At 36.2% G+C, this 17314-nt stretch carries 7 protein-coding genes; all 7 read right to left on the bottom strand.

Annotation, left to right across the window (positions count from 1 at the left end):
- Positions 1–4: 4 nt before the first annotated feature.
- The 7 genes from ACFS3A_RS16845 to ACFS3A_RS16815 all read right to left on the bottom strand — a co-directional run bounded on the left by ACFS3A_RS16845 (position 5) and on the right by ACFS3A_RS16815 (position 16972).
- Entirely contained in the window at positions 5–2335 is a 2331-nt protein-coding gene (locus ACFS3A_RS16845) for a DUF5703 domain-containing protein (protein ID WP_379826728.1), read from the bottom strand.
- A gap of 257 nt (positions 2336–2592) precedes the next feature.
- Positions 2593–4017: a sialate O-acetylesterase gene (locus ACFS3A_RS16840; RefSeq protein WP_379826727.1), complete on the bottom strand. Its 1425-nt coding sequence runs from the start codon at positions 4015–4017 to the stop codon at positions 2593–2595.
- A 248-nt stretch (positions 4018–4265) separates the two neighbouring features.
- Complete coding sequence (locus tag ACFS3A_RS16835) at positions 4266–7655, bottom strand: glycosyl hydrolase (protein WP_379826726.1); 3390 nt, start codon at positions 7653–7655, stop codon at positions 4266–4268.
- A gap of 303 nt (positions 7656–7958) precedes the next feature.
- Entirely contained in the window at positions 7959–11288 is a 3330-nt protein-coding gene (locus ACFS3A_RS16830; RefSeq protein ID WP_379826725.1) for a glycoside hydrolase family 2 TIM barrel-domain containing protein, read from the bottom strand.
- A gap of 220 nt (positions 11289–11508) precedes the next feature.
- Positions 11509–12633, bottom strand: a complete 1125-nt coding sequence (locus tag ACFS3A_RS16825; RefSeq protein WP_379826724.1) for a glycosylase — start codon at positions 12631–12633, stop codon at positions 11509–11511.
- Positions 12634–12915: 282 nt separating this feature from the next.
- Complete coding sequence (locus ACFS3A_RS16820) at positions 12916–14592, bottom strand: hypothetical protein (RefSeq protein WP_379826723.1); 1677 nt, start codon at positions 14590–14592, stop codon at positions 12916–12918.
- Positions 14593–14785: 193 nt separating this feature from the next.
- The gene (locus ACFS3A_RS16815) at positions 14786–16972 is read right to left on the bottom strand and encodes an alpha-L-rhamnosidase-related protein (protein ID WP_379826722.1); all 2187 of its coding nucleotides are present in this window, start codon (positions 16970–16972) and stop codon (positions 14786–14788) included.
- Positions 16973–17314 lie beyond the last annotated feature (342 nt).

The raw sequence follows: 17314 nt of genomic DNA, 5'->3' as shown, positions 1-17314 counted from the left end.
TTGTTTAATTTAATTTCTTTTTTTCTGCCTCAGATTTCCCTAACAGATTTATAATGTCTTTTTTTCGTTCTTCCGGAATTACTTTTAAAACCTTCAATTCTCCATTTAAGAGTTCGGCTTCAATTGTAGTATTTTGTTTGGCATATAATTTAAAATGGACGTTCCATTCTTTTGGCCAGGCTGGAAAAAGATAAATCTTTCCGTCTGTTTCCTGCAAAAGCATTTCCTGCATGCCAATCATCCCCGATCCGCCCCAATTATGATCTGGAACCCAGTCAAATCCTGGTCCCCAGAAAGCTGGAAAACGTCTATCCGAATTCGCCATTTTTAGTGTATTGTATTTCATCGCTTCTTCCGTCAAACCCAAACGTGCCGAGAAAATATTATCTTGCTTCCATCCTACGTGGCTTCTGAATTTTAAAGCATCTAAATCGTATTTCCATGTATTTAAAGCGGTTTCTAAATCAGGTTTTCCAATGCCGTAAATTCCCCACGGATAAACAGGATACAATTGCGGAACTTCCGAATTATTAACCCTTTCCCAAGTTTTAGCAGGAAGTAAAACTTTATGATTTTCAATCTGTCCAAAATTCAAAGGCGGAATTCGATTTTGAAATCCTTTTACATATTCCAGATCTTCTTTAGATAATTGTTCCAAAGAAAGGTTTAAAAGTTGTGCTGTAATTACCTGTAAAGCCGAAATGGTACTATTGGCATTATTCGCCATTTTATACGTTTCTGCTCCAGAACCTGGATATAAAACTAATTTTCCGTTTCCGTCCAAAGCTTTTCGTCCTCTTTGTTTGGCTAAATATTGATAATGTTCATCGAAAAAACGAAGACAGCTGATGATGAATTTATGGTACTTCTGAATATCTTCTCCTGCATATTCCTTTTGCTGCAGCATCATTTGACAGAATTCTAAAACCGTATCCCATTCGTATTCCAGCCACGCATTATATTCCATTCCCGGATCATAATCTGCAGGACGTTTCCATTCGTATTCAGCTGGATTTGGCAAGCCGAAGTTTTCTAATTGTTCTGTGAATGATGCTCCGTTATGATTCCAATATACTTTACTACGCAGTTCAGCATTTTTTTGAAGACTAACGTAATAATCCAATTGTGATTTCATCATATCAAAATCACCGTTTTTTACCATCGGAAAATAAACCAATCGCTGATTTTGAGCCGTCATCGTTCCTCCTCCCCAATTTCTGAAATCGGGTGTAAAATTCAGGTCTTTATTCGTGTAAACAGGATCAACTGTGAAAAGTCCGCCGTTGAATTTCGTTGGATATTTTCCATACGCATTACATCCAAGCATGTATCGGAACAACTGATAATTCTGCCCAATTTGATAAACCGAATCTTTGGCCGTCGATTGATTTTTTTGAGTGAAAATAAAACTACGGTTCCAGAAAGTATTCCACCATTTTTGAGTGTTTTTTTCTACTTGTTTAAAATTGTTTTTATTAGCTGAAATCAAACTTTTCAACCCGTTATTCCAAGCAGAAAAATCGGATTGACTGGTGTTTAAATATATTTCTAAAGAATGCTTTTTTGAAGGTTTTACGCTAGATAAATTGAACCCTTTAAAATCTGTCGACTGATATTTTCCTAAATATGTTCCATCAGGTTCTAAATTGTCGCCTTTCATAAATCCGCCAAAAGTTAAATTCGCAATCGGGTTCAGCATTTGGTCTTTAACCGATTCCATTTTCTGCTGTTTAACGGCTACATCAAAAACAGTATTTTCTCTATTTCTGTGGTAAAATTTAACTCCATTATTTTCAAACGAAATAGAATCTTTATACGTAATAAGTTCTCCCTGAGGCGCCCATTTATAAGAATTAGCATTGTTCTCTTTTCCTTTCGGATAACGGTTTTGATAACGCCAGCTTTCGTAAGAAGCAGTCATTTTTAATGGGTTCTTACTTTCTAAATCAACATGAATAATCGGTTTAAAAACATCTACCCAAAGTTTGATTCTAGTATCGTTTTGCCTAACTAAAACATAACCATCTTTCAATTTTAATTCCTGATGAAACCCTTCTTTTCCTTCAAAAGGATTTGGTGTTAAAGTAACTTTTACACGACCTAATTTCAATAAAGTATTATGTTCGTCGAAAGTTCCGCTTCGTGAAAAATAGAAATACAAATCGCCCTTCTCAACCCAAACATTCATACCAATATCACCGCCCCCCAAAGGCATAGATTCTGATGAATTATTGCTTTGCGTTGTCCAAACCTGATTGTAATTATAAAGCACAGGAATTTGCGCTTTAAGGCAAAGCGTTGTGAAGAGAAGTAGTAATAGTATATTATTTTTCATCGTTTTCTTTCCTGCAAGGTTTTCAAAACCTTGTAGGTATATTTTTTTATTTTCTCTCGCAGATTTAGCTGATTGAGCAGATTTATTATTATCTCATAAATCCGCCAAATCTGCGAGAGTTATAAATTAAGCGTGTCTAAATCTTTGTCGAGTTACTTGCGGAGATCCCTCGTTACTCGGGATGACAAACTAGACGTTAAACTCATACTTTAACCACACCTACAAGGTTTTAAAAACCTTGCAGGAGCGTCCGTATATTACCATTCGTCTGTTCTAAACGAAGAAACTGGCAAACCTCCGCCACTAAACAATTCCGCTTTAGCGAAATCTTTCCATAAATAACGAACAGCAACTGGATTTTTTACTTTATCAGAAATCAGAACCACTGATTTTCTTCTTACAGCCGTTTTCGCTGGATAAAAAACTTTGTCTTCTCCTGCTATTTCAAAACCAGTTACTTCTTTATCATAAGATGTAATTCCGTTATTAACATCATCAAAAGAAACGGTTACAGCGCCATCTTTTATTTCCATCGATTTGTATTTCGGACTTTCGTATTCAAAACCTTCAATTCCGTACGTTCTTGCCAAAGCTTGAAAAGCCAATCTATTTCCTCCTTTTTCTTTATCCATTGGATGAATACTGTTTTCTTCACCTACATCCATCAAAACTGCCATTCCTGAGTTCGGAATTGCTGCCGAAGCCTTAAACTGCGCTTCTCTCAAATAAGCCGAATTGTATTTTTCCTGATAATCCTTTGGATGAAATGAAGCATAATTAAAAGGCGCAATCTGAGCGAAATAAAAAGGAAAATCTCCCTGATTCCACAACGTTCTCCAACTGCTGACCATTTTCTTCATTAAAGCAGTATATTCATTTGCTCTTTCGTAATTTGATTCTCCCTGATACCAGATACAGCCTTTGATTCCGTAACCAATTACAGGCGAAAGCATTCCATTAAACAAGGTCGTCGGAACACGATTTGGATCTTTTGCCAATTCTTCTTTTGTAGTCGGAATTTTAGCGCTGGCGAAATCTTTCAGCATTTCTTTGTTCATCCAAGCTTCCATACTCGAACCACCATACGAAACATGAATTAATCCCACAGGAACATTTAAGACTTCCTGCAAAAGCGAACCAAAATACCAAGCCGTCGCACTAAAATTGGAGGTCGATTTTGGAGAAGCTTCTTCCCATTTTCCTTCAAAATCCTGCAAAGGTTCTAAAACGGTTGCTCTTGGAATCGTAATTAAACGAATGTTTTTATTGGTTGATCTTACAATAATTTCGTTTCCGTTTTTAACAGGCTGTCCCTGAAAACCTTTTAATGGCATTTCCATATTTGACTGTCCTGAACAAAGCCAAACTTCTCCCAATAAAACATTTTTGATGGTTATTTTTTCCGTTCCTTCCGATACTTCAATCATATATGGGCCACCAAAAGAAGAAGTCTGTAATTCTGTTTTCCATTTACCTGAAGCATCTGCTTTTGTTTTATAGATTTTAGAATCCCACGAAGTTTTGATTACGATATTAGCGTTCTTTTCTGCCCAGCCCCAAATTGGTGCATTTGATTTTTGCTGTAACATCATGTTATCAGTAAACAATGCTGGGAGCTTGATTTTGGCATTGATTTGAAGACTTGCTAAAACCGTTAATAATGTAATAATTGATTTTTTCATTTTTTATTTATTTTTTGCCACAGATTAAAAGGATTAGAAAGATTTTTTTTTCGCCACGAATTCACGAATTTTCCTTACTTCTACACCCTTTAATATATGGTTATTTTTTTCAATTGCCTCCAGCTTTAGCTGGAGGTTAAAAATATTCGAACTTGTCGGGCTTTAGCCAAACTAATTATTTGGCTAAAGCCCTTATCTATTTATCTTATGAAACGCCCGTTCGTTATCGCTCGGGTCGTGGTTAACATTTATTTCTCTTGTAAAATCGTAACCGGTCCAAATAACCCCGCCTTCAACAATGGTTCTCCCTCTAAACGGAACGGCGCTGTTGTCCATGTTAATCTTTCTTCTTTTGGCAATTTTTGATCGCCAATTAATCTATTTGCCCAGGTATTTGTGATTTTTATTTCTATTGAATTTTTTCCTTTTTGTAAAGCTTTTGAAATATCAGTTTTGAAAGGGAAAGTCCAAAGAGTTCCGCAGTCTTTTCCATTGATTTTGATTTCGGCGATATTTGAGATTTCTCCTAAATCCAGCCAGATTTTATTGGAATCTTTTCCTTTCCAAGCAAACTCTTTTTTATAAACCACAGTTCCTGAATAATACTTAATCTGATCATTTTCGGAAGTACTCCAATCAAAAAGTTTGTTTGTTTTTACCACTTCTTTTGGCCCTTTAAATTCAGGATCAAACTGCAATTCCCAGTTTTCATCTAAAGTCTGAACTTTCTCCAATTCAGAAGATTTTCCATGTGCTAAAACTTCTTTCGTTTCTCCTTTAAAAATCACAAAACCTGATTCGTTGGCATCTAAAGTTATCGAAACAATTGTTCTTCCGTTTTCTATTTTCCAATTGGCTAAAGCCGAAGTTTGATCTGTTACTGGATTGTACCATTGCGGTACTTTTCCTGAAATTCTGAAAGACGCCTCGAAAGAACGTTTTTCTGCTTTTTGATTGGAAATGAAATAAATATCTTCCGTCTCCGATTTACGATGCGCCCAAGCCAATGTTTCAGCTTCAGAACGCTTTAAATTAGGAAAATAAATATCCTGAGTAATTCCGATTGACGCAAAATCATTTCCTAAATACGGCAATTTAACAACCGTTCCTTTTCCGATTTTCCATGTTGAAGAATTGGCATTATTCCAGATTTCATCAACTACATTCTGCCATTTCTTTTGATCTTCTTCTGAATGGATTCCTGGCTGAATATTGGGCTTTTCATCCACAAAAATAGTTGCGCCGTCTTTTAGCAATTGCAGAATTTTTTCGGCGGAAGCCAAAGAAAGCATCTTACTTGGTGCCATTTTATGACTTCCTGGGAAGAATAAAGCGCCATATTCTATTCCGCCTTCAAATGAAATTTTTCCGTTTACCACTTTCGCACGATTAATTAAAACATCAGCATTAAAAGAATCATATTGATAACCATTTAGCGGATTAATCCATTGTGATAAATCGGTTATATTTTTAGAATAGGTGACTTCTTTTGGCATTTTTGCCGTTGGCTGACCTTCATTTTCTAAACGGATTTTCTCGCTTTCCAATCTTTCTTTTCCGAAAACATTCGGAATAAAAGGAACCAAACGATCTGGAACAAAAGAACGGGAAGGAAAATCTTCGCCAATAAAAACTGCCAGATCAATTACAGGTTTTCCTTTTTGCAATTGAAACTGTACTCTTTGACAATAATCAAACCACGCTTTTCCGGGTTTCCACCAAGTTTGGTCTCTTTGAAAAAAAGTTCCGATATCGTCTAAAGTCATTCCGGGTTTTCTATCCGTCCACGGATTATGGACAAAAACGTGATAAAATAAACGGTTAATTCCTAAAGCATAATTGCGGTCTGCCGTTGTTTTTAGATTTCCGGGATGTTCGTCCCAATCCATTCGCAGAGCTGTAAAAGATTCTGCCTGAATAATATCTTTTCCATAAATATGCCCGCCCGAAATGGCATCAACCATGTCAAAAGGTTTATCGTGGGTTGGGCTTTTCAGCCAAAATTCTCCACTTGGATAATCGACAAATTTATAATGAAGTAAGGCATCGCTTGTTACAACCGGCGCTACATTCTCGGCACTTAATTTTATGTTGTTTTCTTTGGCGATTTGCGCTACAGTTCCATAGAAATTATCGGCAACTAAATCGGTAATAGTTTTGCGGACATCGTATAAAACTTTCTCCGAGAAATCGGCACTTTCTATAGGAATTCCTGCCATAACTGGAAGATAATCTACAAAATCGTAGCCACGTCTCTTTTTAAATTCCGCCTGAAAAACCGAAGACCAGTTTTGGCTTCCACATTCCCAGCTGTCAAAATGAAGAATTTCTAAAACTTTTGAAGCCAGTTCAGGACCAGCAGAGCGAACGGCTTCTCCGAACCAATGATCCAACTGAAAACGAATTAATTCTGGGTTAAATTTGTCTACTTCCAACCCTTTTCCTGCTCCGCCAGTTGCATTTTCATGCCCTGTAGAAGTATGTCCCATTCGGATAATTTTCCACTTTCCTTTTGGTGCTTTCCAGTTCAAATTTCCTTCCGCATCAACAAAATTCGAAATATTGATAATTTCAGTTTTTTTGAATGCATCAGAATTTGGAATTTCTTTTTCAGTAGTTTGTGGAGTCAAACGCCAGATTGCGCCTGATTTCCCTTCGTAATTATTAATCACCGATTGATTCGAAAGTGTAATTTTACTTACTTTCAGATTCTGTTTCCACTTAGCAAAATCCAAATCTTCTGCTCCGGGTTCTGTTCCTTTTGGATCATAAACAAATCGGAAATATTTTGCCGTGACAGGCGTAATCGTATGTGTATTTGGGAAATCCATATCCTGCCAGCCGTGACGTGGCGCAATCATTCTTTCGTGGAATCTAAAATTAACTCCATCATCACTCACTTCTACAATCAGACGCTGTGCCTGAAAATCTCTTCCTTTGGTTTCAATAACAATAGATTTACAGGTAAAAGGCTGTGCAAATTCGTACTGAATCCATCCTGCATCGGCAAATTTGAAATTTTCATCTTTTTTAGGATCAGCCAAAAACGAAGCATCGGTATTGTTTGATGTGGTTACTTTTGGCAGTTGCATCTGCGAAGTGATTTGGTATTCTTTTATCGGAATAGCAAAAGTAGCAATGTCTTTATAATACTCTTTGTAATGTGCTGGAACTGGCAATTTCAGCGCAACTTTTTTTCCTCCTAAAATTTCAGTTGTTGACCAGACTACTTTCTGCATCGACATTTCTGGTGTAATCCATGGCCCGCCAGCAACGGCAAATCCGTCAGCTCCATGAAAAGCTAGTTTTAATCCTAAACGATCTGCCTCTTTAAAAGCCCAATGAATCATATCCCAAAATTCAGGCGTCAACTGTAAAACTGGCGGATCTATCAATGGTGGATTTGCTGGCCCTTTAATGGTCATTAAATAAGCGCCCGCAATCCCGGCTTGTTTCATGGCTTCTAAATCGGCTGTAATTCCGGCTTTAGAATAGGCCGATTTCATCCAATACCAATACACCCAAGGTCTTGAGGATTCTAAAGTTGGCTGAAAATTGGTTTCTTTTTTATGGACTTCTTGTGCAGAGACAATGCTTGCAAGGAGAAGGATAAAAAAGAGGTGTTTTTTTTGAAACATTTTATCGTTGTTTTTATTTCGTTTGTAAACCCGACAGGTTTTGAAACCCTGTCGGGTTTGATCTATTATTTGCTATTAAAACATAGCCAATGGTTTCAACCATTGGGACGCAACGTCATTTAACAATACGTTTCCCGAGGTTTAAACCTCGGGCTATGTTTGATAATCTTTGTCGAATTTCTTGTATGATTTCTCCTTACGTCGAAATTACAAACTGTACTTCTACTATACTTAAAATATACTTTATCTATAAAATACAAAATACCTAACAGGTTTTGGAAACCTGTTAGGATAAATCGTAATCTAATATTTAAACTTCTTCAAACTACTTTCCAATTCATTCTTCGATCCGCTGAAAGGCGTCAAATAAAAACTATACTCATAATTTCCAGATTTAATCTGATATTGTTCTAACGGCTGTGCAACAATCGTCCAGCTGTCGTTTCCTCCTACTCCCATTTGGATTAAATCGATGTTTAGTGTTAAGAATCCTGGATCTTTCAAATCGTACGTATGTCCTGATGTACTTAGGTTTTCCTGTGTATACGGCCATGCACTCATGCTTAAAACTTTTGAATCGTTTACTACTAAAAATCCGTTGTTTTTTTGTGGAGTGCTTAATGCCATCCATCTTACATCACATCTGTTTCCGTTTTCTTGTGGTTTTGGATAATGTTCGTTAAAATCATTTATTGGAAGTGAATATTTCCCAACAAACGAACCGAAACTTCTGTCACTGTAATTTTCCAACTCGCCTTTACCGTACCATGAAATCTGGTCGAAACTTCTTTTAACTCCCATCTGCATTCCGATTTTTGGAATGTTTGGCAATTTGTTAGAAGCTTTTAAACTGTAATCTACTTTTATTAGTCCGTTTGGTAAAATGTTGTAAACTACTTTTACGTTCGCACTGTCTTTTATTACTTCGTAATCGCTTGTAATTTTGATTTCTGAAGCTGATTTGTCAATTGAAATATTAACCAATTTTGGTTTTGCTTTATACCATTGTTTCAGCAGTTTTTGTGATTTCCATCCTCGTTTATCGTTGTCTGTAAGTGGTCTTACGAAGTTTGGCAATAAAGGTGCAAAAACTTGTTCTTCTCCGTTAAAAACATACGAACTTAAAGCTCCGTTTGTTTTTCCAATTGTAATATCAAAAGTTTTTCCTTTGATTTTAAAATCAAAATCTGATTCAGAAACGTTCAGCGTTTCTTTTTTCGATTCTGGAGAAACAACTTCTTTCTTTTTCAATATAAACTGATCTTCCGCTACAGCGTAACCTTTTGAAGCCCATAATTCATCTTTTGAAAGCTGGAATTCTATATTTAAAATATATTCGGCATCGGCTTTCATTTTTGGAAGATAAGGACTCACATCTAAAGTTGTCGATTGTCCAGCTTCTACTTTTAATGGTTTTAAAATCTGAGTTTTGATTACGTTTCCGTTCTCTAAAACTTTTAAAACCGGAATATAACCTTCTAAAGATTTTACTGCCTGACGATTTTTGATTTCTAACTGATTTCCGTTTAAAGTTGAAATCGCTGGCTGATACACCCATTTATTCTCAAAAATAGATCCTTTTGGTTTTCCGTTAGAATCTACAATTCCTTTTGTATTGAAGTTTCCATCATGATATTTTTCGCCAAAATCTCCTCCGTGAGCAAAATAATTCTGACCTGATCTGGAATCAAATTTAACTATTCCCTGATCTTTAAATTCCCATATACAACCTCCGATAACTCTTGGAAGCGAACGGAATTCATCCCACAATTCTTTTAAATTTCCAACTGAATTTCCCATTGCATGAGAATATTCAACGAAAATAATCGGACGTGTATCTTTCTTTTGATCTACTAAAAATTTTGGTGTAAAAACACCTGGATAAAAACGGCTGACCATATCAACATACGAATCATCCTGAGGGTTTTCGAATCGATAAGCATGATCGATTGTTTTTGGATATCTCGGATCAAGCGGATCAATATATCCGTCTAATTTGGCATTTCCCTGCGCTGGTTCGTAATGAACTGGACGTGTAATATCGAAATCGTGAACCCAACCTGACATTGCGGAATGATTTGGCCCTTTTCCGCCTTCGTTTCCTAAACTCCACATTACGACCGACGGATGGTTTTTATCTCTTTCGACCATTCGGATCATTCTTTCCATATAAGCATTTGTCCAAAGCGGATCGTTGCTTAATTTTCCGCCAATTCCATGTGTTTCCTGATTGGCTTCGTCCATTACCATGATTCCGTATTGATCGCATAATTCGTAGAAATAAGGATCATTTGGATAATGACTTGTACGTATAAAATTGAAATTGAACTTTTTAATTGTGGTAATATCTTGTTTGATATCATCTCTCGTAACCGCTTTTCCTCTTGTTGGATGATGATCGTGACGGTTTACGCCATAAACGTAGGTTTCTTTTCCGTTGATAAGCATTTTTCCGTTCTCTTTCGAAAATTCAATAGAACGGAAACCTACTTTACAGCTTTTGGCTTCAGTAACGTTTCCGTTTTTATCTTTTATGGAAATAACCATCGTGTATAAATTCGGCTCTTCTGAACTCCATTTTTTTGGATTTTTGATGGTTTCTTGAAAGAATCCAAAGCGGACATTATCCAAACGAGGATAACTTTCGTTTATTAAATCAATTACAGGTCTTTGAAGCGGTTCTTTGAACATTGCCGTATTATTGGCATCGTACAACTGAACATTCATGATGTAATCTTTGATTTTTGCTCCTGTCAAATTCTCCACTTTCGGACGAAGTTTAAAAATCGCGTCTGTATATTGTTTATCTAATTTGGTTTGAACAAAGAAATCCTGAATACGCAATTTTGGCTCGGCCATAATGAAAACTTCACGCTGGATTCCGCTCATGCGCCAATGATCCTGATCTTCTAAATAAGAACCATCTGTCCAACGAATTACACGAACCGAAACTACATTTTCTCCTGCTTTTAAATAAGGTGTAATATCAAATTCTGATGGCAGAAAACTGTCTTCGCCATACCCTAAAAATTCTCCGTTTAACCAAACTTCAAAACCTGAACTTACGGCTCCAAAATGTAAAGTCACAGTCATATCTTTCCAGTTTTCCGGAACGGTAAAACTTCTTTGGTAAGAACCAACTCCGTTATAATCTTTAGGAATATAAGGCGGATTTATCGGTCGAAACGGATAAACCGCACTTTTGTAAATCGGATTATCGTAACCTTTCATTTCCCAATTTGATGGAACCTCGATTTTATCCCATCCTGAAACGGTATTTTTATAGAAATCTTTAGAAGCTTCTTTTAGGTTTACAGCATATTTAAAATCCCAATCGCCATTTAGCATTTGTATTCGGCTTTTGGTTCTGTCGCCTTTTAATGCGTCTTCAACATTTGAATATGAATATGAAGTTGCTCTTGATGGCTGTCTGTTGATGCTTGTAATTGTTGGATCTTCCCACGGAGCAAATTCGTATTTTTTATGTAATTCCGGAACTCCCGCTGGTTCTCCTGTTACGGATTGGGCTTGCGTGGTGTAAGATGTTAGAAGTAAAATGAAAAATGTGAATACCGATTTTGGTATCGAAAATCGAAACCTTGAAAAGTTATTTATTTGAAATGGCTTAAACATTATTTTATTTTTAGTTTTTTTGTCATTCCGACGAAGGAGGAATCTCCGTGCGATATTCTACAAAGATTGGTAGCTTTTCTGTGTGGAGCTAATTGTGGAGATTTCTCCTTCGTCAAAATGACAAAACTGTGTCTTTATTTATTTTTAAGTAATTAAACCTATCAGGTTTAAAAGCATACTATATCTTAATTCTTTGTACTTTGTACTTTGTACTTTCCTCTTAATTCTTCTTCTTTTTCTCCGGCGGTGCCACAAAATTCAATTTGCTTTTTCCTAAATCTTTAGATGTTGCGATTGCAATTCCTCTTTGTTCTGCTTTATTAACGGCACAATAAAAATGATAGACAACACCATCATGTTTTACCACAAATGACTTATGCGCAAACATATCATCGTATGGTTCTGATGATTTAACTAAATCGTCGCCTTTCCAGTCTGTCCAGTTTACTAAATCATTCGAAACGGCAAAACGATTAAATGCACCTTGATCCCAGCCTGTCCAAAAAGCTCCGAAATAGAACATTACCCAAGTATCATTAATTCGTTGAATATAAGCATCTCCCGAGATTCCTTTATGATGATTGATTAATGGTTTACTGCCATAACGCTTCCAAGTTTTCATGTCGTTTGAAACCGCCATTGCAATGCGTTCAGCACCTTTTGCAGGATTGATACTATCGCCACGGGCATTGTAATACATGATAAAATTGTGTCCTGTAACTTTGTCTTTATCACGAATTACACTGTTTTTGTACATCGTACTATTATCCCACCATTTGGCGTCTTTGTCTTTTGGAGTCAAAACCGGATTTTCTAATCTCTGAAATTCGTGTGGTTTTGTCGGAGCTTCTTTGGTATATGCCATTCCGATTGATAAAACACCCGCTTCATAACCTTTGCTGTCTCCTCCAAAATAACTCATCCAGTATTTGTCATCGTACTTTTCCCATTCGTAGCTTCCGCCCCAAGTTGGATCTTGCAACGAAATATATCCTGCTTTTTGGTTGACGTCCCAATGTTTTTCATTTTCTGAGAATGACATTACTTTTCCTAGATATTTCCAGTCTAATAGATTATCGCTTTCTGCTAGCCAGGTTTCATAACCTCTTCCGTCATAAATTAAATACGTCATGTACCATTTTCCGTCTTTTCTAAATACACTCGGACAATCCATTTTGTATGAGTTGTCGGTAGGAACCATCACCAAACCGTATTTATAAGGCGTTTTGATTTCTTCGTAAATCTCCTGCATTACACTATCAGTAATTTCTCTTTTTTTGTATTTAGTTGCACAACTTGTTAGGGCAAGTGCTGAAATGGCTAGGACTAGATATTTAATTTTCATTTTGCTTTGTGTGTATTTTGGTACGCAGATGACGCGGATTTACTTCGTAAAGACACGGATTGTAACGGATTTTTCTTTTTTACTTACATTCTGATTTAAACTAAAATCTGCGTAAATCAGCGTTTTTACGAAGTAAATCCGTTTAATCTGCGTTCTATTTTCTATATTCTATTCTCTATATTCTATTCTCTATATTCTATTCTCTATATTCTATTCTCTATATTCTATTCTCTATATTCTAAAATCTTGCTTCTTGCATCTTACATCTTCCCCACTTCTCTTCTATTTCTTCAATTCTTTTAATTTAGATTCCATTACGTCTTTGTTCAGTTTTACTTTTACCATTCCTGTTGGATGAAATCTTCTTTTCAGGTCGATGGCGTTATAGACTATTGTGTAAACCTCATTTCCTTCTGGGATTAAACACAAAGGCGTTCGCATAATATCCCACCATTTATCGACTTTGGTTTCTATTGGCAAATAATGTGCTTCTGCCCAATTAATTCCGTCTGCAGATAACGAATACGCAATCATATTTGGTAAATGATGTCCCCAACCGTCTGGGCCACCGTCGAAAATTGCGATGTACATCCCGTTTGGCAACTGACTCACGATTGGATTTTCAACAAATAGAGGATGCATAGTCTTAATTGGTTCTAAACCTTTATTCATTCTTAACCAAGGACCTTCTAAACTTTTTGATTCGGCTAAAGCCACAAACCAGCCTTTTCCTGATTTCTTCGGATAATCTGCCCATGAATTGAACGGATACGCACCGCTATAGAATCCGAAAAATTTATCTCCTACCTGATATGGAAAAAACGATGCAACACCCTGACGACCTTCCCAAGGCTGAGAATCCAATCCCGGTTCCATAATGATTCCCATATCTTTATAAGGTCCGCCAATCCCGTTGATTCCTTCTACAGTCGATTCACAACGCCAAATTCTTCCGAATGAATGATTCGGTTCAATTTCTTTACTCACAGTATACGCCAAATAATAGCCGTACCATTTGTTTGCTTTTTCATTAAAAATTGGCATGTAAGACCAAATCGCAGCACGACGGTCATTCATTGGGTTATCATCTTCAGTTACGGCATAAATTCCACTTGCTTGATAAATTGTCGATTCTCTTTTCCAATGAATGGCATCTTTACTTGTCCAATGTCCAATTTTTGTTTTTACACGATCGTAATAATAGTCAACACCTTTTTCTCCTGCTCTTTCGGTTGGAAACATATGATAGGTATCGCCGACTTTTACAACACGTCCGCCTTCAAAACCTCCCTGAATTCCTTCTGTTCCGGACATTCCTTCATCAATAACAGGTTTGTTTTCTCCGCCGATAATTTCGAAAAGCGGTTTTTCATCTGAAAATCCTTCTACAATAAAAGTTGGGTTCCAAAGTTTTCCGTCTGGAAGTTCTGCGTTTCTAGATTTTAAATTTTCAGAAGCTTTTACAACTCCTAAAACTGCAAATAATCCTTTTCCAAAATTTAATGTTTGTGTTCCTTTTGAGAAAGAAATCGCATAAACATTTACTGACGATAAACCAGTAATCGTCAATCCGTTTTCTAAAACTAATTTACCATTTTGAAGTTTATCAGCTTGAAGATATTCAGCATTTTTATCCTGAAAAACCCCAACTAAAACAGTTACTGGCTCTTTAAATTTTAATTGTAATGGAGTATTAGTTCCATTTTTATATTTATCTAAAGGAAGTTCAATCCCTGTCAAACCTTGCAATTCTGGAGCTAAACGAACAATATTGTGTTTGCTTCCTGAAAATACATGAGCGTATTGCGTAGTTTTGAAAGTTTTATAATTGGATTTTACAATTTCAAAGGATGCTGGTTTCCATGCCGTGGTTTGTGCTGTAGCTTGGATGCAGACAGCGATTAGCATTAGGAAAGTAGTTTTTAATTTGAAATGGTACATTTTACTTTTTGAAAACATTGGTTTTTATTTTTTACTTTTTGTCATTTAGACCGAAGGGAGAAATCGCACTCGTAACCACAAAGATTGTCGACAATTGTTGCGGAATTTCTAGTGTGATTTGCTTCACCTATTCGCTATCGCTCGAGTCTCGTTCCTCAAAATGACAAACTGTGCGTTATAAGCTTTAGATTAAAAACTAATTACTAAGAACTCAAATCGCCTTATAACTCACTTTATACTCTACATTCGGTTTTACAATCAATTGATATTTATTTTTGGCTAATTCAGTAATTGTTCCCGAGTTTGTTTTGGGCTTAGATGAACTTTCTATAATCAATTTTCCTTCTCCTTCACTTGCTTTTACTTTGATTTCTTTGGTACTGCAATACACAGTAACTTCTCCATTCGGTGTTGGTACTTTTCCTTCCATCCATTTTAAACCGCCAAGATTTGGTTTGATTTCGTATTCAGAATATCCCGGAGCGGTTGGTTTTACACCCAAATAATATTTTCCTAATAAGTAAATCGGACTTGCTCCCCAAGCGTGGCAAAGGCTTTTCCCGTAAGGGCGACCGTACATCGTTAAGTGTTCCGTTCCTTTTTTCTTGGGATTATATTCTTCCCAGAAAGAGGTTGCACCTTCATTCAGCATTCCGCCCCAATAGTCCTTCATTTCTTTTAAAACGTAGTTTTGTTCTCCCATTGCGCATAAGGCTTCCAATTCGTAGAAACGCATATATGGAGTTGTAATTTGAAGAACATCTTTATTGAGCAACACTTTATTTTTTACGCTTTGCTTTTGTTCTTCATTAAAATAATTAAAGAAAATACCGAACATATTAGCGTATCTGGTTACAATATCCTGCATTTTACCATCGATACGCTGGTGTTTCATGACGTTTTCTTTTTTATCCCAAAAGACATCAAATAATTTTGTTTTTAAATCAGTTCCTAATTTTTGATATTGCTTCTGATCTTCGGTTTTCCCAGCAATTTCGGCACTAACCGCCATAGCTTCTAAACTTCTTGCTAAAAGCATTTGCTCAAAACTAACTTCGCCTGTTTTTGGCAATCCGTCAGCCCAATCAATAAAAACCCAATCGCCTTCTAATGGTTCAAGGAATCCGTTTTTATTTCTTCTTTCTAAACAGAAATCCATAAGCGATTTCATTCTTGGATAAAAAGTTTTGATGAATTTCGTATCGCCAGTGTGTAAGTAATAATCGTAAACACCTACAAACCAATACAACGAATAATCCATTATGATATTTACGTGAGCCGTTACAGGATCTTTTCCACGAAGGGCTAACAACGTTCTTTCTACCGAAGCCGAATCAAAGAATAAATAATAATTCATTAAATAACTTTGATACGCATCGCCAGACCAAACCCAGCGGTCTCGTTTGATTCCGTCGATAAAAAATTCGCGAGACGTTAAATGCATTGTATAAGCCGACACATCCCAAATTTTATTCAATTGTTCATCTGAAGATTTGAATGCACCACGATAGTCCAATGGCAAATATTCATAAAGCATCGAAATCGAATCGTATTTTACACCTGCATCTGCCTGCACCTGAACATAACGAAATGCTTTTGATCCGTCGTGTGTATAGGTTTCAGATTGTTTTCCATCAAAAGATAAGTGATCTAAAGTTTCGCATTTAGCAGAATCCAAAGCTTCTTCACGAGATTCTCCATAATACAATGCTAGTTTACCTTTTCCTTTTAAACCGTGAATTTTAATATAACCGAAAGTTTCTTTTCCAAAATCTACCAATTGACCAGTTCCTACTTTTTCGGTTTTCTTTGCGCTTAAAGGCTTTGTTGTTAGTTTAAACTCAGAAGGTTTATTTTCTGGCGAATTAAAATTCCAAGAACCAACAGGAACCCATGGCGTGCCAGATTGTTGTGCTTTTCCGGTTTCGTCAATCCAAAGTTTATCTTCGTTGGTAACTTTCCACGAAGCATCAGATTTAACGTATTGACCTGAAATATAAATAGCCGGCAATACTTCCTGATTATAAACTTTAAAGGAAATTTTGTGTTTTCCGGAAGGAACTGTAATCGATTTTGGTTGTCCATAAATTTGAACGCCATCTAAAAGCAATTGAAAAGGTCCTTCCGAGAAAATTTTTACTTCGTCTGGTTGTGGAATATCTACTTCTGTCTGAAAAGTGACTAAAGCATAAGGACTGTAATATTGCCAAAGCGGAGGAAATACAGCTTCACGTTCTGTACGTCTTACCTGCATTTTATTGCTTAACCAAACTTCAAAATCTCCTGGATACCAGATCCATGTCGCTTCTTTTGTTTTTTCTTGTGCAAATGATAATGAACATGAAAAAAAGGCAACAAAAATAAGCAAGATCTTAAAAATGGAAGAGCGGTTTAGCATAGTAAGTATATTTTGGGAATAAAGATAAGTGTTATCTTTACATTTCACAACCTGCACTATCCTGCTATCTCATAAAAAATAATACTTTTTGATAATTTTTTAAGGGAAAAATTATGGGGTATCACTTTTTTAGTATTAAAAAAAATGATGTTAGAATTTTATGGTACACGGATGAGACGGATTCGATATCGCGAAGACGCGGATGAAAACGGATTTTATTTTTTAAACACATAGAAACATAGAATTGCTTTGAACACAAAGGCGTTTCACTTGTATACATACACATAGCTATGTGTTAATGACTAGTCATTTTTATTATTTCTATTTCGCAAAGAGAATAAA

The organism is Flavobacterium notoginsengisoli (genome assembly GCF_042686225.1).
Taxonomy (GTDB): Bacteria; Bacteroidota; Bacteroidia; order Flavobacteriales; family Flavobacteriaceae; genus Flavobacterium; species Flavobacterium notoginsengisoli.
Note: the sequence above shows the minus strand (reverse complement) of the source record. Positions and strands in the feature narration are given on the sequence as shown.

Bases quoted from the DNA above. Each gene is read 5' to 3' on its own strand.
- ACFS3A_RS16835 (WP_379826726.1), bottom strand. From the start codon at position 7,655: ATGTTTCAAAAAAAACACCTCTTTTTTATCCTTCTCCTTGCAAGCATT.
- ACFS3A_RS16840 (WP_379826727.1), bottom strand. From the start codon at position 4,017: ATGAAAAAATCAATTATTACATTATTAACGGTTTTAGCAAGTCTTCAA.
- ACFS3A_RS16815 (WP_379826722.1), bottom strand. From the start codon at position 16,972: ATGCTAAACCGCTCTTCCATTTTTAAGATCTTGCTTATTTTTGTTGCC.
- ACFS3A_RS16820 (WP_379826723.1), bottom strand. From the start codon at position 14,592: ATGTTTTCAAAAAGTAAAATGTACCATTTCAAATTAAAAACTACTTTC.
- ACFS3A_RS16825 (WP_379826724.1), bottom strand. From the start codon at position 12,633: ATGAAAATTAAATATCTAGTCCTAGCCATTTCAGCACTTGCCCTAACA.
- ACFS3A_RS16830 (WP_379826725.1), bottom strand. From the start codon at position 11,288: ATGTTTAAGCCATTTCAAATAAATAACTTTTCAAGGTTTCGATTTTCG.
- ACFS3A_RS16845 (WP_379826728.1), bottom strand. From the start codon at position 2,335: ATGAAAAATAATATACTATTACTACTTCTCTTCACAACGCTTTGCCTT.